The 20,996-nt window shown below is 38.4% G+C and carries 20 protein-coding genes; all 20 read left to right on the top strand.

Going from position 1 to position 20,996, the window contains the following annotated elements; translation table 11 throughout:
- Positions 1–7 precede the first annotated feature (7 nt).
- A complete protein-coding gene (locus ACLU24_RS09935) occupies positions 8–367 on the top strand; it encodes a DUF7716 domain-containing protein (protein ID WP_412612383.1) in 360 nt (119 codons plus the stop codon).
- A gap of 21 nt (positions 368–388) precedes the next feature.
- Complete coding sequence (gene argC / locus ACLU24_RS09930; RefSeq protein WP_412612382.1) at positions 389–1,426, top strand: N-acetyl-gamma-glutamyl-phosphate reductase; 1,038 nt, start codon at positions 389–391, stop codon at positions 1,424–1,426.
- A 37-nt stretch (positions 1,427–1,463) separates the two neighbouring features.
- Positions 1,464–2,684 (top strand): bifunctional glutamate N-acetyltransferase/amino-acid acetyltransferase ArgJ, encoded by a 1,221-nt coding sequence (argJ, locus tag ACLU24_RS09925; RefSeq protein WP_412612380.1) that lies wholly within the window; start codon positions 1,464–1,466, stop codon positions 2,682–2,684.
- A 15-nt stretch (positions 2,685–2,699) separates the two neighbouring features.
- On the top strand, positions 2,700–3,560 hold the full coding sequence (gene argB, locus ACLU24_RS09920; protein WP_022263921.1) for an acetylglutamate kinase: 861 nt from the start codon (positions 2,700–2,702) through the stop codon (positions 3,558–3,560).
- A 34-nt stretch (positions 3,561–3,594) separates the two neighbouring features.
- On the top strand, positions 3,595–4,773 hold the full coding sequence (locus ACLU24_RS09915) for an aspartate aminotransferase family protein (RefSeq protein ID WP_412612378.1): 1,179 nt from the start codon (positions 3,595–3,597) through the stop codon (positions 4,771–4,773).
- Positions 4,774–4,812: 39 nt separating this feature from the next.
- Positions 4,813–5,724 (top strand): ornithine carbamoyltransferase, encoded by a 912-nt coding sequence (argF, locus tag ACLU24_RS09910; RefSeq protein WP_412612376.1) that lies wholly within the window; start codon positions 4,813–4,815, stop codon positions 5,722–5,724.
- Positions 5,725–6,301: 577 nt separating this feature from the next.
- The gene (locus ACLU24_RS09905) at positions 6,302–7,330 is read left to right on the top strand and encodes a sulfate ABC transporter substrate-binding protein (protein WP_412612374.1); all 1,029 of its coding nucleotides are present in this window, start codon (positions 6,302–6,304) and stop codon (positions 7,328–7,330) included.
- A 9-nt stretch (positions 7,331–7,339) separates the two neighbouring features.
- Positions 7,340–8,170 (top strand): sulfate ABC transporter permease subunit CysT, encoded by an 831-nt coding sequence (gene cysT, locus ACLU24_RS09900; RefSeq protein WP_412612372.1) that lies wholly within the window; start codon positions 7,340–7,342, stop codon positions 8,168–8,170.
- 4 nt (positions 8,171–8,174) lie between these two features.
- Positions 8,175–8,996 (top strand): sulfate ABC transporter permease subunit CysW, encoded by an 822-nt coding sequence (gene cysW / locus ACLU24_RS09895; protein ID WP_412612370.1) that lies wholly within the window; start codon positions 8,175–8,177, stop codon positions 8,994–8,996.
- On the top strand, positions 8,997–10,055 hold the full coding sequence (locus tag ACLU24_RS09890) for a sulfate/molybdate ABC transporter ATP-binding protein (RefSeq protein ID WP_412612369.1): 1,059 nt from the start codon (positions 8,997–8,999) through the stop codon (positions 10,053–10,055).
- Between the two features lie 433 nt (positions 10,056–10,488).
- Positions 10,489–11,622: a glutamyl-tRNA reductase gene (gene hemA, locus ACLU24_RS09885; RefSeq protein ID WP_412612368.1), complete on the top strand. Its 1,134-nt coding sequence runs from the start codon at positions 10,489–10,491 to the stop codon at positions 11,620–11,622.
- The gene (locus ACLU24_RS09880; protein WP_412612366.1) at positions 11,622–12,236 is read left to right on the top strand and encodes a precorrin-2 dehydrogenase/sirohydrochlorin ferrochelatase family protein; all 615 of its coding nucleotides are present in this window, start codon (positions 11,622–11,624) and stop codon (positions 12,234–12,236) included. The genes hemA and ACLU24_RS09880 overlap by 1 nt, the downstream gene beginning before the upstream one ends.
- Positions 12,226–13,092, top strand: a complete 867-nt coding sequence (hemC, locus tag ACLU24_RS09875) for a hydroxymethylbilane synthase (RefSeq protein WP_412612365.1) — start codon at positions 12,226–12,228, stop codon at positions 13,090–13,092. The genes ACLU24_RS09880 and hemC overlap by 11 nt, the downstream gene beginning before the upstream one ends.
- Positions 13,089–14,582: a uroporphyrinogen-III C-methyltransferase gene (gene cobA, locus ACLU24_RS09870; protein WP_412612363.1), complete on the top strand. Its 1,494-nt coding sequence runs from the start codon at positions 13,089–13,091 to the stop codon at positions 14,580–14,582. The genes hemC and cobA overlap by 4 nt, the downstream gene beginning before the upstream one ends.
- A complete protein-coding gene (hemB, locus tag ACLU24_RS09865) occupies positions 14,569–15,540 on the top strand; it encodes a porphobilinogen synthase (protein WP_412612362.1) in 972 nt (323 codons plus the stop codon). The genes cobA and hemB overlap by 14 nt, the downstream gene beginning before the upstream one ends.
- Positions 15,541–15,552: 12 nt before the next feature.
- Complete coding sequence (gene hemL, locus ACLU24_RS09860; protein ID WP_412612361.1) at positions 15,553–16,818, top strand: glutamate-1-semialdehyde 2,1-aminomutase; 1,266 nt, start codon at positions 15,553–15,555, stop codon at positions 16,816–16,818.
- A gap of 78 nt (positions 16,819–16,896) precedes the next feature.
- Positions 16,897–17,178 (top strand): YlmC/YmxH family sporulation protein, encoded by a 282-nt coding sequence (locus ACLU24_RS09855; protein ID WP_412612360.1) that lies wholly within the window; start codon positions 16,897–16,899, stop codon positions 17,176–17,178.
- A gap of 221 nt (positions 17,179–17,399) precedes the next feature.
- Positions 17,400–18,134, top strand: coding sequence for a 30S ribosomal protein S2 (rpsB, locus tag ACLU24_RS09850; protein WP_412612359.1), 735 nt, complete (start codon positions 17,400–17,402; stop codon positions 18,132–18,134).
- Between the two features lie 87 nt (positions 18,135–18,221).
- A complete protein-coding gene (gene tsf, locus ACLU24_RS09845; protein ID WP_412612358.1) occupies positions 18,222–19,142 on the top strand; it encodes a translation elongation factor Ts in 921 nt (306 codons plus the stop codon).
- Positions 19,143–19,327: 185 nt separating this feature from the next.
- Positions 19,328–20,995, top strand: a complete 1,668-nt coding sequence (locus tag ACLU24_RS09840) for a formate--tetrahydrofolate ligase (protein ID WP_412612356.1) — start codon at positions 19,328–19,330, stop codon at positions 20,993–20,995.
- Position 20,996 lies beyond the last annotated feature (1 nt).

The raw sequence follows: 20,996 nt of genomic DNA, 5'->3' as shown, positions 1-20,996 counted from the left end.
AAATTTTATGATTAAAGAGAAAAGCCGTTCATTTAAGGATATTATTGAAGAGATGAAAGATATATACCTTGAATTTGGCAATGAAAAGCTTATTGAAGATGATGACTGGTGCATATACACTGTTGAGGAAAAGCTTGAGCCAAATACTGAATGCTATATTTTTGACTATCCTGATTATGACGACGAAACAGGAGAAGAAATTCTTCCTGAATATGCTGTTAAGCATCAGATGAAGTGCGTCACAACCTGCGAGGCGCTTCAAGATGTAATCGTAAATTCACTTGGTCAAAGAAGCGATTTGACAGTTGAACAGCTTATAGATGCAGTTAATTACTATTTTGATAATATCGCATTTATGGAATTTTAAGTTTAATAGGGGATATTGATAATGAAAATAAAGGCAGGAATTATCGGTGCGACAGGCTATGCTGGTGCAGAACTTGTACGCCTTTTGACAACACACCCGAATGTGGAAATTTCCGCAATAAGCTCTGTTAGCTTTGAGGGAAAGAAGCTTTCTGAGGTTTATCCATCATACAGATGCTTATGCGATATGGAATGCAAAAATGCAGATGAAGTTGTAGAAAAATCTGATGTTATTTTTGCAGCACTTCCACACGGACTTTCACAAGAGCTTGCAGCAACTTGCGATAAAGCTGGAAAGGCTTTTATTGACCTCGGAGCGGATTTCCGTCTTGAGAGCGAGGACGAATACAAGGAATGGTACAACGGTGAATTCCTTGATAAGGAACTTCATAAAAAAGCCGTTTACTGTATACCTGAACTTTTCAGAGATAATGTTAAGGACAGCAAAATTATTGCTAACCCTGGTTGCTATACAACAGGTGCTCCGCTTGCACTTGCTCCTGCGATTGTAAATAAGCTGGTTTCAACAGCAGGAATTATAATAGATTCAAAATCCGGTGTAACCGGTGCTGGCAGAGGTCTTTCACAGGCTAATCACTATCCTGAACTCAACGAGGGTTTCCACGCATATAAGGCTGGTGCTCACAGACATACTCCTGAGATTGAGCAAACTTTATCTAAGCTTTCAGGTGAAAAGGTTACAATTACTTTTGTACCTCATCTTCTTCCTGTAAACAGAGGAATACTTTCCACTTGCTATTCTCGTATTAATGAGGGTGTAACAAAGGAGCAAATCCGCAAGGCATATGAAGACTTCTATAAGGACGAATACTTTGTAAGAGTTCTTCCTGACGGCGCTTATGCTGATATTCATAACATAAAGTATTCTAATTTCTGCGATATTTCAATTCATATTGATTCACGCACAAATACTCTCATAGTTACCTCAGCCATAGATAATATGGTTAAGGGTGCGGCTGGTCAGGCAATTCAGAATATGAACATAATTTTTGGCTTGGACGAAAAGACAGGACTTGTAATAGTTCCTCCTGCATTCTAAGCTATAAATACATTGATTTTTTAAGGGATGATGAAAAATGTCAATTAAGTTTGTCGACGGTTCTGTAACAGCTCCTAAGGGCTTTGTGGCTTCTGGTGTACATTGTGGTATAAGAAAGAATAAGAATAAGCGTGACCTTGCTCTTATCTATTGTGAAAAGCCTTGTGCAGCTGCCGCAATTTATACAACTAACCTTGTAAAGAGTGCCCCTATCCTTGTAACAAGAGCTAACCTTGAAAACGGTACTGCTCAGGCAGTTATCTGTAATAGCGGAAACGCAAATACTTGTAATTCTGACGGTGTAGAGGTTGCTGAGAAAACTTGTGCTTTGGTTGCAAAGGCTCTTAATATTAATGCAAAAGATGTCATCGTAGGTTCAACAGGTGTTATCGGACAAAAGCTTCCGATTGAGCCTATTGCTAATTCTATTTCTGAGCTTGTTTCTGCACTTTCTAAAGAAGGTGCGACAAATGCTGCTGAAGCTATTATGACAACTGACCTCGTTAAGAAGGAATACGCTGTCGAGACTGAAATTGGCGGAAAGACAGTTTATATCGGCGGTATAGCAAAGGGCAGCGGTATGATTCACCCTAATATGGCAACAATGCTTTGCTTTATAACTACAGATGCTGCAATTTCTTCTGATATGCTTAAAATTGCCGTAAAGACTGTTGCTGATAAGTCCTTTAATATGGTAAGTGTTGATGGCGATACATCAACAAACGACACACTTGCTGTTATGGCTTCGGGTCTTGCAGGAAATGCTGAAATTACAGAGCAGAATGAGGATTACAACATTTTTGTTGAGGCTCTTACAATGCTTTGCAGAAAGCTTTCTAAAGAAATGGCTAAGGACGGCGAGGGTGCTTCTAAGCTTCTTGTTTGCAAGGTAAGCGGTGCAAAGACTGAAAAAGATGCAAAAGGCGTTGCAAAGAGCGTTGTTTGTTCAAGTCTTTTAAAAGCGGCTATGTTTGGTTCAGATGCAAACTGGGGCAGAGTTCTTTGTGCTATCGGCTATTCAGGCTGTGATGTTGATATTAACAAGGTTGATGTCAGCTTTGCATCAAAGGCTGGTAAGGTTGATGTTTGCAAGAATGGTGCAGGCATAGACTTCTCTGAGGAACTTGCAAAGACAGTTCTCACAGAGGACGAGATTGACATTGTTGTTGAACTTAATGACGGCAACGGTGTTGCTGAAGCATACGGCTGTGATTTGACATATGAATATGTTAAAATTAACGGCGATTACAGAAGCTAAAGAGGTTGCGGAAATATGTATAAAATTTCAAATGCAGACAGAGCCCAAGTTTTAATACAGGCTTTGCCATATATTCAGAAATATTCGGGACAGACCATTGTTGTAAAATACGGCGGAAACGCTATGGTAACACCTGAACTCAAAGACGCTGTTATGAGTGATATAGTTCTTATGCAGCTTGTTGGAGTTAATGTTGTTTTGGTTCACGGCGGTGGTCCTGAAATCAGCGAAATGCTCAAGAAAACCGGCAAGGAAAGCAGATTTGCAAATGGTTTGCGTGTAACAGATAAAGAAACCATAGATATTGTGCAAATGGTTCTTGCAGGTAAGGTTAATAAGAGCCTTGTACAGCTTCTTGAACAGCATGGCGGTAAGGCTATGGGACTTTGTGGTCTTGACGGCAGAATGTTGATGGCTGAAAAGCTTATAGCTTCTGAAGATTTAGGCTATGTCGGCGAAATCACAGAGGTTAATACAGAGGTTATCGAGGATACCATACATAATGGCTATATACCTATCCTTGCAACAGTTGCGGGCGGTTATAACGGAGATGTATTTAATATCAATGCTGACCTCGCAGCTGCTCAGATTGCGGCAAAGCTTGGTGCAGCAAAACTCATTCTTATGACAGATATTCGTGGACTTTTGCGTGATAAGGACGACGAAGAAACTCTTATTCCTGTTGTAAATGTCAGCGATGTTCCGTCATTAAAGCGTGAGGGCATTATTTCGGGTGGCATGATTCCGAAGATAGATTGCTGTGTAGAGGCTGTGAGAAGAGGAGTTAAACGAGCTCATATTATTGACGGAAGAATTGCTCATTCAATTCTTATAGAGCTTTTCTCTGATGAGGGTATAGGAACAATGTTTTATTGATTTCATCTTTTGGGTGAAAGAGGAGGTAATGTAAATGACCTTTGAAGAAATTAAAAAAGAAGAAGCAGAATATCTTATGCCAACCTACGGAAGATTTCCGGTAGCTTTGGCAGAAGGTAAGGGTGCTGTCGCAAAAGATGTTGAGGGCAAGGAATATATAGATTTCACAAGCGGAATAGGTGTAAACTGCCTCGGATATAGTGATGAAGGACTTGTTAAGGCTATTTCTGAACAGGCAGGAAAGATCCAGCATATGTCTAATCTTTACTACAATCCGCTTCAGGTTGAAGTAGCTAAAAAGCTTGTTGAGCTTACAGGCTTATCTAAAGTATTTTTCTGTAATTCGGGTGCAGAGGCTAACGAATGTGCAATTAAGGTTGCGAGAAAATATGCCTTTGAAAAATACAGCGGTAAACGCAACAAGATTATTACTCTTGTAAATTCTTTCCACGGAAGAACTGTTACAACTCTTGCCGCAACCGGACAAGATGTTTTCCATAATTATTTTTTCCCATTTACTGAGGGCTTTGAATACGCCGAGGCAAATAATATAGAAAGCTTGCGTAATCTTATTGACGATACTGTCTGTGCAGTTTTTATAGAGCTTATTCAAGGCGAGGGCGGAGTTAATCCATTGCAAAAGCCTTTCGTTTGGGAGACAGCAAAAATCTGTCGTGATAATGATATTTTGCTTATGATTGATGAAGTTCAGACAGGCGTTGCAAGAACAGGAACATTCTATTGCTATGAGCAATATGGTGTAACTCCTGACATAATAACAACTGCTAAGGGACTTGGAGGAGGACTTCCATTTGGTGCTTGCATATGCAGTGAAAAGCTTTCCGGCGTTCTCAGTGCCGGTACTCATGGCACAACCTTTGGCGGAAATCCTGTTGCTTGTGCGGCTTCTCTGGAGGTTCTCAGCAGAGTTACTACAAAAGAATTTTTGAAGGAAGTATCCCAAAAGGGCGCTTATATCAAAGAGAAGCTTAGTTCAATGCCGAATGTCAAAGAGGTTCGTGGACTTGGTATGATGATAGGCATAGTTCTCGAAAAGGGTGAAGCTAAGGTCCTTGCAAACCGCTGTGTTGAAAAGGGCTTGCTCATTCTTACCGCAAAGACACTTCTCAGACTTCTTCCACCGCTTAATATCAGCTACGAGGAAATCGACAAAGGTTTGGCAATTCTGAATGAGGTTCTTTCAGAAGTATAATTGAAATAATTTTAAACGCTATATAAGGAGGCAAATCCAATGAAACATCTTTTAAAAATGCTCGACCTCTCTCATGAGGAAATCTGTGAAATTCTTAATCTTGCAGACCAGCTTAAATATGAGCAAAAGCATGGTATCGAACATAAGTATCTTGAGGGTAAGACTCTCGGTCTTATTTTTGAAAAGGCTTCTACAAGAACAAGAGTATCTTTTGAAGTTGGTATGTATCAGCTCGGCGGACTTCCAATCTTCCTTTCTGCACATGATATGCAGATTGGCAGAGGTGAACCTGTTCAGGATACAGCAAGGGTACTTTCACGCTATCTTGACGGTATTATGATTCGTACATTCAAGCAGTCTGAGGTTGAGGACCTTGCAAAGTACGGCTCTATTCCTATAATCAACGGCTTGACAGACTTCTGCCACCCTTGTCAAATTCTTGCTGACCTTATGACTATTCGTGAGTATAAGGGCAAACTTGCAGGACAGAAAATGGCATTTATCGGTGACGGCAATAATATGATGAATTCACTTATTGTCGGTGCTTTGAAGATGGAAATGTCTATTTCAGTAGCTTGCCCTGAGGGCTATGAGCCTGACCCACTTGTACTTGAGTTTGCAAAGGGCTTTGGTGATAAATTCGAGATGGTAAGAGAGCCTAATAAGGCTGTTGTCGGTGCAGATGTTGTTATCACAGATGTATGGGCATCTATGGGACAAGAGGGCGAAGCTGAGAAACGCAAGAAGGCATTCGCAGGCTACTGCATTGATGAGGAACTTATGAGCTATGCAAAGCCTGACGCTATTGTACAACACTGCTTGCCAGCACACAGAGGCGAGGAAATTTCTGCTGATGTATTTGAAGCTCATGCCGCTGAAATCTTTGACGAGGCAGAGAACAGACTTCACGCACAGAAGGCAGTTATCGTAAAGTGCCTTACAGATAAATAAAAATTTATTTGAAAATATTTTGATAGACAGTACTGTTTTTATGGTACTGTCTATTTTTTTGTTTAATATTGTGAAAATATGCCTAAAAATCATATGATTCAATTTTATAATTGGTTAATCTTTAGCAAATTTCTGAATTTCAAAAAAATAGCAAAAATTGCATTGACAAATTTAGCTTAGAGTGTTATTATTAACGCATACAAAACCTATTGAAATTATATGCTTTATATTTTAAGAACTTTCTTACAATAAAATTCACTATCGAAAGGGGAATATAAAATGAAAATTATAAATTGTATGTGCCATAAGGTTATGCTTAGTGATATGTTCCCTATGAGGCAGTGTTGATTGTTTTATAACAATCAGCCGAGGGAGCATGGTGCTTTCTCGGTTATTTTATGTGTTGACAGAGTAATTCCTCTGTTGGTATAAACTTTAAATTTCAGGAGGTTATGAGATGAAGAAGATATTTATAAGACCTATAAGAAATTTTGAATTAAGAGATAGTCGATGTTGTCAATTTATACTCAATATAAGCACTTTGAATAAATGAAATTTTAGAAAGAAGAGATTTAAAATGAAAAAAAGAGTTTTAAGTATAATATTGGCAGCAACATTGACTATAACAGCTTTTTCAGGCTGCGGTTCAAGTTCTTCATCAGAATCAGAAAATTCGGGAAAGGTAACAATTACAAATGTTTCATATGACCCGACAAGAGAGCTTTATCAAGCTTATAACGAAATTTTTGCAAAGCATTGGAAAGAAAAAAAGGGACAAAATGTTGAGGTTACTCAATCACATGGTGGTTCGGGCAAGCAAGCGTTACAGGTTGCAAACGGACTTGAGGCAGATGTTGTAACACTTGCACTTGAATATGATGTCAAGGCTATTCAAAACGCCGGCTTGATTAAAGATGGTTGGGTAGATAATTTTGATAACGATAGTTCACCATATACTTCAACAATAGTTTTCCTTGTCAGAAAGGGTAATCCAAAGAACATCAAAGACTGGAGCGACCTGGTAAAAGACGGCGTTGGAGTTATTACACCAAATCCGAAGACATCAGGTGGTGCAAGATGGAATTATCTTGCAGCCTGGGCTTATGCTGATAAGGCTTATAACGGTGATGAAACAAAGATTAAGGACTTCATCAAAAAGCTATATAAAAATGTTCTTGTGCTTGATTCAGGTGCAAGAGGTGCTACAACAACCTTTGTAGAAAATGGTCAGGGAGATGTTCTTATCGCTTGGGAGAATGAAGCGTTCCTTTCAAAAAGAGATTATCCTGATGATTATGAAATAGTTACACCAAGCGTAAGTATTCTTGCACAGCCGTCAGTTGCAGTTGTTGATGAAGTTGTTGATAAGCGAGGAACAAGAGAGGTCGCTACTGAATATCTCAGTTATCTCTATTCGGACGAAGCACAGAAGATTGCCGCAGAAAATTATTACCGTCCATCGAATGAAAAAATCTTAAAGCAATATTCAGATGTTTTCGACCTCAATCTTAATCTTGTTACTATTAAAGATTTCGGTGGTTGGGATAAGGTTCAGGAAAAACACTTTGCAGACGGCGGAGTTTTCGACCAAATTTATGAAAAATAAGGTGTAATAATGAAAAAAGCGAAAAAAAGAGTAATCCCATTGTTTGGATTGTCTATGGGCGTAACGCTTTCTATACTAAGTCTTGTGGTTTTGATACCGCTTGCGTCACTCGTAATATATACAGCTCAAATGGATTTTAGCGATTTTATTCAGACTATAACTCGTGAGCGTGTTCTTGCAAGCTTTAAAGTAAGCTTTATAACAGCTTTTATAGCCTCTCTTATAAACGCTGTTATGGGAGTTATTATAGCGTGGGTACTTGTAAGGTATCAGTTTCCGGGAAAGAAAATTATAGACGGTATGATAGAACTTCCTTTTGCACTTCCGACAGCGGTTGCCGGTATGGCTCTTACATCGCTTACAACAGATAATGGCTTGATAGGAAGCTTTTTCGATAAGTTCGGAATTAAAATTGCTTATACACAGGTTGGCATTACGATTGCTCTTATTTTCATAGGTATACCTTTTGTAGTTCGTTCAGTTCAGCCGATACTTGAAAAGCTTGATTCATCATACGAAGAAGCCGCAGGAGTGCTTGGTGCGAGCAGAACAAGAATATTTTGGAAAATAATCTTTCCTGAAATAAGACCAGCAGTTTTTACAGGTTTTGGACTTGCTTTCGGCAGATGCCTTGGCGAATATGGCAGTGTAGTTTTTATAGCAGGAAACAAGCCTTATGAAACAGAAATTACACCGCTTATAATAATGTCAGAACTTCAGGAGTTCGACTATAAAAGTGCAACAGCAATAGCACTTGTAATGCTTGCAGTATCATTCTTGCTGTTATTTGTAATAAATCTTATTCAGGCAAGAAATACAAAGATTCTGAAAGGGGGTTAATATAATGCACGAAAATAAATTGGGCTCGAAAATAGTCAAGGGTGTACTTATCGGAATAAGTATATTATTTCTTTTTGTAATGCTTATATTGCCCCTTATAACAGTTTTTTCAGAGGCTTTTAAACAAGGTTGGGAGGTTTATGTTAAAGCCATTACAGATGAATATACCGTAAAAGCAACTATCCTTACTCTTGAAGCAACTCTTATCGCAGTAGCTGTAAATACAATATTCGGAGTATTTGCGGCTTGGGCTATAACAAAATTTAGATTTAAGGGCAAAAAAGTTCTTACCACTCTTATAGATTTGCCGGTTACAGTATCTCCTGTTATCGCTGGTTTGATTTTTATACTTACATTTGGCAGACAGAGCATACTTTATCCACTTTTACAACAAGCTGATGTAAGCATAGTTTATGCTGTTCCCGGTGTAGTTCTTGCAACAGTTTTTGTTACATTTCCGTTTATATCAAGAGAACTTATACCTGTTCTTGAGGCTCAAGGAACAGACGAAGAAGAAGCTGCGGCACTTATGGGTGCAAATGGTTTTACAATTTTCCGCAGAATAACTTTTCCACATATAAAATGGGCTTTCCTTTATGGTATTATTTTGTGTGCCGCAAGAGCTATGGGAGAATTCGGAGCGGTTTCTGTATTATCTGGTCATCTAAGAGGAAAAACAAATACACTTCCACTTCATGTGGAAATTCTCTTTAATGAATTTCAGTATGTTCCTGCTTTTGCAGTATCCTCAATCCTTGTCATTATGGCGATTGCTATATTGATAATAAGAAGTGTGGTTGAATATAAAGGAAAGAAGGATATATAAATGTATGTTGAACTGAAAAATATAAATAAAACCTTCGGCGATTTTAAGGCGTCTGATAATGTTAATTTCGGAATTGAAAAAGGAAAGTTAATAGGTCTTTTAGGTCCGAGCGGCAGCGGAAAGACAACTATATTAAGAATGATTGCAGGTCTTGAAAATCCTGATAGTGGAGAAATAATCATTGACGGTAAGGTTGTCAATAATATTCCTGCAAGTAAGCGTGGGATAGGTTTTGTCTTTCAAAATTACGCGCTTTTTCGCTATATGACAGTTTATGATAATATCGCTTTCGGACTTAAAGTTCAAAAAGCTGATAAAAAATACATAAAAGAAAGAGTAAACGAACTTATAAAGCTTATCGGTCTTGAGGGCTTAGGCAAGAGGTATCCGAGCCAGCTTTCCGGTGGTCAAAGACAGAGAGTAGCTTTTGCAAGAGCTTTAGCACCGAATCCACAACTTTTACTTCTTGATGAACCTTTTGCGGCTATTGATGCAAAGGTCAGACAAGAACTAAGAAGTTGGTTGAAAGAAATGATAGAAAAGCTTGGCGTTACAAGCATATTCGTAACTCACGACCAAGACGAGGCAATAGAGGTTGCTGATGAGATTATCATAACTAATCATGGTAAAATCGAGCAAAAAGGTTCTCCGATAGAAATATATCAAAAGCCACAGACAGCTTTTACAGCATCATTTTTTGGACAAGCTTCGTTTGTTGATGATTACAGCAAATTCAGTACATTTAAGGAAATTGACGGTGCAGATAAGGCTATAATCAGACCTGAATTTTTAGATGTTACTAAAAAGAACGAAAACCAAAAATATAAGAGTTCTGCGGCTGAGGGAGTAGTTGAGAGAGTAGCTTTCAGAGGCGATAATACAGAGCTTACAATAGCTGTAAACGGTACAAAGCTTACTGCCAAAAGAACGCTTAACGAAGCAGAGGTAACAGTAGGCGAAAAAGTCGATGTGTTTGTATATAAGATATTCGTTACAAAGGGCAATTCGGTATACATACTCGATAATGAGGCTATTAATGAGGATTCATTCATTATTTAGTTTAAAGACTTCCTTAGGACAGATAACAGTTTTGCTCAAGGCGGCGAGCCGCCGCAACCAAGACGCGTGATCGCTCGGCAAGCCTCACTTGTAGTGAGTATGGGAAGTTTTTTACCGCGGGTAATAAAATTCCCAATGGACTACCGATGAGTTAGTCAACTTTTCTAAGACAATTAAAAGTTTCGTTCTATTAAATAAGTATGTTAACTAATCGGTAGAGCCGAATGGCGAAGCCAATTCGGCTACGGTAGTTACTTCATCCGCGGTAATCATCTTCTTTTATAAATGTCGAGGTTTTGCTTGCAAAACCGATTCCGCGTCTTGGCACCGGCGGCTCGCCGGCGTTGACATTGAGTCCCTGTGGTATTAAAATAATGCTTGTGCGTTGTTTTATGCCGCAGGGACGTTTTTTAAGGTGTTGATAGATAAAATTATGTATTGTATAAGTATTAACCATAAAAATTCAGATTTGGAAATAAGAAAACAATTTGCTTTTTCAGAAGATACTCAAAAATCTTTGCTGAATTGCCTTATAAATTCTGACTTTATAAATGAGTGTCTTATAGTTTGCACTTGTAATCGTATGGAATTATATTTTGTAGGAAATGAAAATGCAATAAACTTTGCTAAAAATACCTTGGCAGAATATTCAGGCTTTGAAGTTTCAAGATTGTCAAAGCAGATATTTCTTTTCTATGAAGATAGGGCCATTTCTCATCTATATAATGTTGCAAGCGGTATTGATTCTATGGTTATAGGCGAGGACGAAATTCTTGGTCAGGTTAAAAGAGCATATGCTTTTGCTCAGAAATATAAAACTACTGGCTATGAATTGAATACAGTTTTTCAGGCGGCTATTGCTTGTGCTAAACGCATTAAAACAGAAACAGTTCTTTCTAAAACATCTGTATCTATGGCAACGCTTGCCGCAAATGAGGTCGCAAGACTTGGCGAAAATGTAAGCGTTATGGTGATAGGTGCAACAGGTAAGATTGGCACAAGCCTTGTTAAAAATCTTGTTTCGCATAAAAATATAAGCATTATAACCACGCTAAGAAATCATAATAATGATTTTACATATATAAATGATGTTTCTACGGTGGAATATAACAATAGATATGAATATATCAATAAGGTAGATTGCCTTATAAGTGCGACTTCAAGTCCGCATTATACAATAACATATTATGATTTGCAGAAATGCCTTAAAGAAAATAAGAACAGACTTTTTATAGATTTGGCTGTTCCGCCTGATATAGACAGAGAAATTGAGAAAATATCGGGTATCAGGCTTGTTGATGTGGACTACTTCAAAACCCTTGCTAAGGAAAATAATTCTCTCAAGCTAAGCAGCGTTGATGAAGCTAAGAAAATTATTGAAGAAGAAATTGAGGTTCTCAAAAAGGATATATTGTTTCATAGCTTTCTGCCATATATAGATGCAGTAAAGCTGAAACTGAAAGAAAAATCCTTTGAGGAGCTTTTATATAAACTGAGAGAGGAGTTATCCGCAGAAGAATTTGAAAAGATTCTGAATGTATATAAAACTTTTGGAGGTGTGGAATAATGGCTTATTTCCCGTTCTATATAGACATAAAAGACAGGAAAATTCTTGTTGTAGGCGGTGGAAAGGTTGCCTTGCGTAAGGTCGAAAAGCTTTTGTCATTTGAACCTAAGATAACCGTTATCGCACCTTTTATATGTGAAGAAATCAGAAAGCTTGATGTTGCCGTTATAGAAAGAAAATTTATAGACAGCGACCTTGACAATATATTTTGTGCGATAAGTGCTACTGACGATGAGGGTGTAAACGGACATATTTTCAAGCTTTGCAGTGAAAAGAATATCCTTGTCAATACCGTTGATGATAAGGATAAATGCGGATTTATTTTTCCGGCGTTGGTTAATAAAAACGGAATTACGGCAGGAATAACAAGTTCGGGAAAAAGTCCTGTTTATGCAAAATATATTCGTGAAAGACTTGAGGAATTGCTTGATGGTGATAATGCCGATATTACCGAAACACTTTTTAAATATAGAAAGCATATAAAATCTGAAGTCAGAAATGAAGCTGACAGAAAAATAGTTTTTGAGAGATTGCTTGCATTGTGCCTTTCAAGAGATGAAATAAATGACAACCTTGTGTCAAAATTGATAGAGGAAGCTAATAATGAAAATTAAAATCGGAACGAGAAAAAGTAAGCTTGCACTTGCACAGACAGAAATGTTTATAGCAAAGCTGAAATCTGTCTGTAATGATATAGAAATAGCAACAGTTCATATATCCACAAAGGGTGATAAAGTGCTTGATAAATCACTTGCGTCCTTTGGAGGAAAGGGTGTATTTATTTCAGAGCTTGAATCGGCATTGCTTTCTGGTGAAATAGACCTTGCTGTCCATAGTGCAAAGGATTTGCCCTTAGAGCTTGCGGAGGGTTTGGAAATATCTGCCGTACTTGAAAGAGGAAATTATAAAGATGTTTTAGTTACAAGAAATGATTTACCAATAAAAAATAGCAGCGACTTTATTGTTGGCACGGGAAGTATACGCAGAAAAAGTTTTTTGCATAGGCTATATCCTTTAGTTACAGTTAAGGATATACGAGGTAATGTTGATACCAGATTGCGTAAACTTATAAATGGTGAATATGACGCTTTAATTCTTGCGGCGGCAGGTCTTGAAAGACTTGGAATTTATAATAGTAAAGAATATACAGTTATACCATTTGATTATAACGAGTTTTTGCCGTCGCCTTGTCAAGGCATAATTGCCGTAGAAAGCCGTAAAAATGATGAAAGACTTAAAAGCTATATTAGTCTTGTAAATCATCAGGAAACTTTTTATTCATTTCAGCTTGAAAGAGCCGTTCCACAGATTTTAAATGCAGATTGCGGTATGCCTTTGGGTGCATATTCCGAGATAAACGGTGATAAAATTACACTCTATGTTTCGGGTGAGGATTGCAACATTTTATCCAAAAGTGCAGATATATCAGAAAGATTTGAGCTTGCAAAGGAGTTGACGAAAAAGCTATGAATAAGGGCAGAGTATATCTTGTTGGTGCAGGCTGTGGAGACTATGATTTGATTACGCTTCGTGGTTTGGATCTTATCCAAAAATGCGATGTGCTTATATATGACAGTCTTGTTGATAAGGAACTTCTTGAATATGCTGAAAATGCAGAAAAAATTTGTGTTGGAAAGCGTTCTGGGGCACATAGTGAAACTCAGGAAACTATAAACAGTCTTTTGATTGAAAAGGCTCGTGAAAATAAAACAGTTGTCAGGCTTAAAGGCGGCGACCCTTTCGTTTTCGGCAGAGGTGGAGAGGAGATAATCGCACTCAAAGAAGGTGACATTCCCTTTGATATAGTTCCGGGAATTTCATCAGCTATTGCAGTGCCGGCGCTTGCCGGAATACCTGTTACGCACAGACTTACAAGCAGAAGCTTTCATGTTATTACCGGACATACAGCGGAGGATATTCTACCTGAAAATATGAAAGCCTATGCCGAATGTGGAGGGACACTTGTATTTCTTATGGGACTTAGAAATCTTCCACAAATAGTGCATAGTCTTATAGAAAATGGTATGTCGGAAAATACTCCTATTGCAATTATTTCTAACGGAGCATATGCGAAAAATCAGACTGTCAGGGCTACACTCAGAACTATTTGTAAGGTAGCGGAGGAAAACGAAATTAAACCTCCTGTTGTTATAGCTGTCGGAAAAACTGTGGAATATGATTTTTCACCGACTATTAAAAAGCCTTTAAAAGATATTTCTGTTACAGTAACAGGAACTCAAAGACTTTCTTCAAAGCTTTCAAAACAGCTTTCTGCCTATGGTGCAGATATTAACCATATGAATCATCTCAATATTATCGAATATAGAAACAATCCGAAATTTGATAAGGCTCTTAATGATATAGACAAATATAGCTATATCGTTCTTACAAGTATGAATGGAGCAGAAATCTTCCTTAATAAACTCAAAGCATTAAAGATAGATATAAGAAAGCTTATAAATATTAAATTTGCGGTTATTGGTATGGGAACAGCTTCTGTACTTGAAAAATACGGCATTTTTGCAGAGCTTATCCCAAATGATTTTACATCAGAGGCTCTTGGAGAATTTCTCGCAAAAAAGGTTCATAGTGATGAAAGACTTCTTATTTTAAGAGCGGAAAAGGGTTCTTTACTTCTTACAGAAATTCTTGATAAAAATAATATTCAGTATGATGATATAAAAACCTATGGCGTTCAGCTTGATTATAAAACAGAGGCTGATAAGACGATTGATACTGATTTTATTGCTTTTGCGAGTTCATCGGGAGTTGACGCTTTCTATGAGGGCGGTTTTACAATTTCACCAAAGACCAAAATAGTCTGTATTGGTGAAATAACCGCTGAAACCTTAATTAAACACGGCGTGAGCGGATTTAATATTTCAAAGACAAAGACTGTTGAAGGTATAACGGATACAATTCTTAAAATAGTTGAGGAGAACAGCAATGAAAAGATTTAGAAGATTAAGAGCAAGCGAAAATCTACGCAGCATGGTAAGAGAAACAAGAATAAGCAAAAGTGATTTGATATATCCGATGTTTGTTGTTGAGGGAGAAAATATAAAAAATCCCGTAGAATCTATGCCGAATATCTATCAATATTCACTAGATAGAATAGACGAAATTCTTAATGAAGTTGAAAAGAGTGGCATTTCGGGAATTTTAATTTTCGGTGTTCCAAAGCATAAGGACGAATATGCGACAGAAGCATATAACGATAATGGTATCACACAACAAGCAGTAAGATATATAAAGAAAAATTATCCATCACTTATTATAATTGCCGATGTATGCCTTTGCGAATATACTTCTCATGGACATTGCGGAGTTGTTTGCGGAGAAAAAATTCTCAATGATGAAACACTTCCCTTGCTTTCAAAGATGGCTGTAAGTCTTGCGAAAGCCGGTGCTGATATTATAGCTCCTTCAGATATGATGGACGGCAGAGTTTCAGCAATAAGAAATGTTCTTGATGAGAATGGTTTTATTGATACTCCGATACTTTCATATAGCGCTAAATTTGCGTCAGCTTATTACTCACCATTCAGAGATGCCGCAGAATCTGCTCCCGAATTTGGTGACAGAAAAACTTATCAAATGGATTATGCAAATGGCAGAGAAGCTCTTCGTGAAATTGCAGACGATATATCTGAGGGTGCTGATATGGTTATGGTCAAGCCTGCACTTGCATACTTAGATATAATTAAATCAGCAAGAGAAAAATTTGATTTGCCACTTGTTGCTTATAATGTCAGTGGTGAATATGCTATGGTTAAAGCTGCCGCTCAGAATGGCTGGATAGACGAAAAGAAAATTGTAAGCGAAAATATGATTGCTATTAAGAGAGCGGGAGCGGATATTATTATCACATATCACGCACTTGATGTTGCAAAGTGGATTGATGAATTTTACAGATAAGGAGTATAAATTATGAATACAACGAAATCTGAAAAACTTTATGAACAGGCACTTGATTTTATGCCGGGCGGAGTAAACAGTCCTGTTCGTGCATGGAAATCTGTCGGCAAAAATCCTGTTTTTATAGACCACGCAAAGGGTGACAAAATTTATGATGTTGACGGAAACGAATACATCGACTACGTATGCTCATGGGGACCAAATATTCTTGGACATACTCACCCCGAAGTTATAAACGCTGTAATAGATACTTGCAAAAAGGGCTTGACATTTGGTGCTTGCCATAGTGGAGAAATCGAGCTTGCAAGGGTTATAAAGAGAAATTTTCCGTCTATGGAAATGCTCAGACTTGTAAATTCCGGAACAGAAGCAGTTATGAGTGCTGTGAGAGCGGCAAGAGGTTATACTAAAAGAGATTTTATTGTAAAATTTGAAGGCTGTTATCATGGACATTCTGATGGTTTGTTGGTTCGTGCGGGTTCTGGTTTGTTGACAAATTCTATTCCTGATAGTTCAGGCGTTCCAAAAGGCTATACAGAAACTACACTTCTTGCTAAATATAACAGCGTTGAATCAGTAGAAAAGCTTTTTGATAAATATGGTAAGGATATAGCCTGTGTTATAGTTGAACCTTGTGCTGCGAATATGGGTGTAGTTCCGCCTAAAAATGGTTTCTTGCAATTCCTCAGAGATATTACTGAAAAATATGGTGCATTGTTGATTTTTGATGAGGTAATAACAGGTTTCCGTTTAAGTATTGGTGGTGCTCAAAAATATTATGGTGTTTGTCCTGATATGACAACCTTAGGAAAAATAGTTGGCGGAGGTATGCCTTTAGCTGCATATGGCGGAAAGCGTGAAATTATGGAATGTATTTCGCCACTTGGTTCGGTATATCAGGCCGGAACTCTTTCAGGAAATCCCGTTGCCGTAAGCGCAGGTCTTGCCACACTTAAAATTCTTGAGGAAAATCAGAATACTATTTATCCAGAGCTTGAGAAGAAATCTGCAAAGATAGAATCGGCTATGCGTAAAGCAGGCCTTAATGTGAATCGTGCAGGTTCAATAATGACCGCATTCTTTACAAATAAGCCTGTGACGGATTATGAAACTGCAAAATCGGCAGATACGAAAAAATATGCTGATTATTTCAATTACTTGCAAAGTAATGGTATATACACTGCACCATCACAGTTTGAAGCAATGTTTGTTTCAATAGCTCATACTGATAAAGATATAGAAAAAACCTGTCAAATTATAGAGGGATATGCTAAATAACTGATTGTTATATATCCACCGCTAAACTGCATATAATGGATAATGGAGGTTCATAGCTTTTTGCATAGGAGGAGCAATATGACTTGCAGAATAACCGACCTTAGATGTAAAGAAGTTATAAACGGCAAGGACGGGTGCAGACTTGGCTGTGTTGATGATGTTGAAATAGACACAAAAAATGCTAAGCTTGTAGCAATCATAATCTTTGGCAGACCAAAATGTTTCGGACTTTTCGGCAGAGAAGAGGATATTGTTATACAGTGGAATAGCATAGAACTTATAGGTGAAGATACTATAATCGTCACTAATGTTCAGCGTCCATATAAGAAAAAAAGAATGAAATTGCCATTTTTTAAATAGCAATTTTAAGTATATAATTTTTGAAATTATATAAACTTTGTGCTCATTGTAAGGCTATTATGATAAATTTTCAAAAAAGACTTGCATTATCTGAAAATATGTGTTAAAATATTTGAGCAAAACACACGCAGGCTCTTTTATATGGCTTCGGTGCATTTCATTCCGAAATGTTTGTCATATATGATTCTGCGGAGGTTTAAAACCAAAAGGAGGACAAAACAATGTCAGTAGTATCTATGAAACAGCTTCTTGAAGCAGGTGTACATTTCGGTCACCAGACAAGAAGATGGAACCCGAAGATGGCTAAGTATATCTTCACAGAGAGAAACGGTATCTATATTATCGATCTCCAGAAAACAGTTAAGAAGCTTGAGGAAGCTTATAACTTCGTTCGTGACCTTTCCGTAGAGGGCAAGTCAGTTCTCTTCGTAGGCACAAAGAAGCAGGCTCAGGATTCCGTTAAGGAAGAGGCAGAGCGTGCAGGTGCTTACTATGTTAACGCAAGATGGCTCGGCGGTATGCTCACAAACTTCACAACAATCCGTACAAGAATTGAAAGACTTAAGCAGCTCCGTGCAATGGAAGAAGACGGAACATTCGACCTTCTCCCAAAGAAGGAAGTTGTTAAGCTCAACCTTGAGATTGAAAAGCTCGAGAAGTTCCTCGGCGGTATCAAGGATATGAAGGAAATCCCTGGCGCTCTCTTCATCATCGACCCACGCAAGGAAAGAATCGCTGTTGCAGAAGCTAAGAAGCTTGGTATTCCGATAGTTGCTATCGTTGATACAAACTGCGACCCTGATGAAGTTGATTATGTTATCCCTGGTAACGACGATGCTATTCGTGCAGTTAAGCTCATTTCTTCTGCTATTGCTAACGCTATTATCGAAGGCAACGAGGGCAGAATGGGTGCAGCAGCTGCTGAAGCAGACGAAGCTGAAGAAGCAGCAGAGTAATTCAATAATATAAAATTAAAATACCCACGCTATGCTCGTGGGTATTTTTCAAGATAATGAAAATTTACAAAATGGAGGAAAATTATTATGGCATTTACAGCACAAGATGTAAAAACTCTTAGAGAAAAAACAGGCTGTGGTATGATGGACTGCAAGAAGGCTCTTACACAGGCTGATGGCAATATGGACGCTGCTATTGATATTCTTAGAGAGCAGGGCCTTGCAAAGCAGGCTAAGAAGGCTTCAAGAATCGCAGCTGAGGGCGTAGCTTATGCAGCTACAAACGCAGACGCTACTGTTGGTGTTGTTGTTGAAATCAACTCCGAGACAGACTTCGTTGCTAAGAACGATGACTTCATGAGCTTTGTTAAGACAGTTGCTGATACAATCATCGAGAAGAACCCTGCTGATGTTGACGCTCTTCTCGCAGAAAAGGCTGCTGGTTCTGATATGACAGTTGCTGAACTTCTCCAAGAGAAGGTTCTTACAATCGGCGAGAATATCAAGATTCGTCGTTTTGCTCGTTATGAGGGTGCTGTTGCAACTTATATCCACGCAGGCGGTAAGATTGGTGTTATGGTTAACTTTGAGACAGATGTTGCTGGTAAGGACGGCTTTGCTGAATATGGCAAGGACATTGCTATGCAGATTGCTGCTGTTAACCCATCATACCTCCAGAAGTCCGATGTACCTGACGAGGTTATTGAGCATGAGAAGGCTATCATGACAGAGCAGGTTATCAATGAGGGTAAGCCAGAGGCTATCGCTCAGAAGATTGTTCTTGGTAAGATTGGTAAGTACTATGAGGAAAACTGCCTCGTAAATCAGGCTTTTGTTAAGGATAACAAGATGACTGTTGAGCAGTACACAGCTAAGGTTGCTAAGGACCTCGGCGGCAGCATTAAGATTCTTGGTTTCGTTCGCTTTGAGAAGGGCGAAGGCCTTGAGAAGAGAAGCGATAACCTTGCTGATGAGGTTGCTAAGCAGCTCGCAGAATCTTCTAAATAATTGAATTTTAGCCGAAAGGCTCTATATAAAGAGGAGAATTCATACCATGGATTCTCCTCTTTTTGTATTATTTTGCCATATTTTATGCAAGGTATAAACTAAATAAGTAAAACGCTTGTTAGAATTCACGAAATATGCTATAATCAATTTATTGAAAAATTTTCTTTAAGAGAGGGAAAATAATAATGCTAACTGATATTGAAATTGCACAGCAGACCAAACTCAGACCTATCAAAGATGTTGCTGCGGATGTAGGAATTACCGAAGATGAACTTGAATTTTACGGTAAGTATAAGGCAAAACTTTCTGAGGAACTTTTTAAAAAGCTTGAGTCTAAACCAGATGGTAAGCTTGTTCTTGTTACAGCAATTAACCCAACTCCGGCAGGAGAGGGTAAAACAACTGTTACAACAGGTCTTGGACAAGCTATGAATAAGCTTGGAAAGAAGACGGTTATTGCTTTGCGTGAGCCGTCGCTCGGCCCTGTTTTCGGCATTAAGGGCGGTGCAGCAGGCGGTGGATATTCACAGGTCCTTCCAATGGAGGACATCAACCTGCACTTTACAGGCGATATGCACGCAATCACAGCTGCTAATAATCTTCTCTGTGCTATGCTCGATAACCACATTCAGCAAGGTAATGAACTTGGTATTGATGTTAAGAGAATTCTCGTTAAGCGTTGCCTCGATATGAACGACAGAGAGCTTAGAAACATTGTTGCCGGTCTTGGCGGAAAGGTAAACGGCGTACCTCGTGAGGACGGTTTTATTATTACTGTTGCAAGTGAAGTTATGGCTATTCTCTGTCTTGCAAGTTCTATAAGCGACCTCAAAGAGCGTCTTGGAAATATACTTATTGCATATTCATATGACGGAAAGCCGGTTTTCGCAAAGGATATTCACGCTAACGGTGCTATGACGGCACTTCTCAAGGATGCAATTAAACCAAATCTTGTACAGACTATTGATGGTACGCCTGCAATTATGCACGGCGGTCCATTCGCTAATATTGCTCATGGCTGTAACTCTGTTCGTGCAACAAAGCTCGCATTAAAGCTCGGTGATTACTGCATTACTGAGGCTGGATTCGGCTCTGATTTGGGTGCTGAAAAATTTTTCGATATTAAGTGCCGCCTTGCTGGTTTGAAGCCGAATGCGGTTGTTCTTGTAGCTACTGTTCGTGCTTTAAAATATAACGGTGGTGTTCCAAAGACAGAACTTAAAACAGAAAATCTTGATGCTCTTAAAAAGGGTATCGCAAACCTCGGAAAGCACATTGAAAATATGAAGAAATTCGGTGTACCTGTTGTTGTAGCAATTAACCGTTTTGAATCCGACACAGAAGCAGAGCTTAACTTTGTTGAAAATTACTGCAAGGATAACGGTGCAGATTTCTCACTCGCAGAAGTATTTGCAAAGGGTGCAGATGGCGGACTTGAGCTTGCAAAGAAAGTTTGCGAAGCAACGGAAAAGCCATCTGATTTCAAGCATATCTATGAGAACGGTCTTACAATCACAGAAAAGCTTGAAGCCATAGCAAAGAATATCTACGGTGCATCAGGCGTAGTATTCACACCCAAGGCTAAAAAAGCACTTGCAGAGGTTGAAAAGCTATATAAGGACGATATGCCAATATGCGTTGCAAAGACACAGTATTCACTTTCTGATAACCCAGCACTTCTCGGCAGACCTGAGGGTTTTGTAATTACTGTTTCTGATGTAAGAATTTCTAATGGTGCCGGTTTTGTTGTTATTTATACAGGCGATATTATGACTATGCCTGGACTTCCAAAAGTTCCTGCTGCAAACAGGATTGATGTTGACGACAACGGTAAGATTTCGGGCTTGTTCTGAT

The sequence above is a fragment of the Pseudoruminococcus sp. genome (assembly GCF_047012705.1).
Lineage (GTDB): Bacteria > Bacillota > Clostridia > Oscillospirales > Acutalibacteraceae > Pseudoruminococcus.
This window is presented reverse-complemented; position numbering and strand designations above follow the sequence as displayed.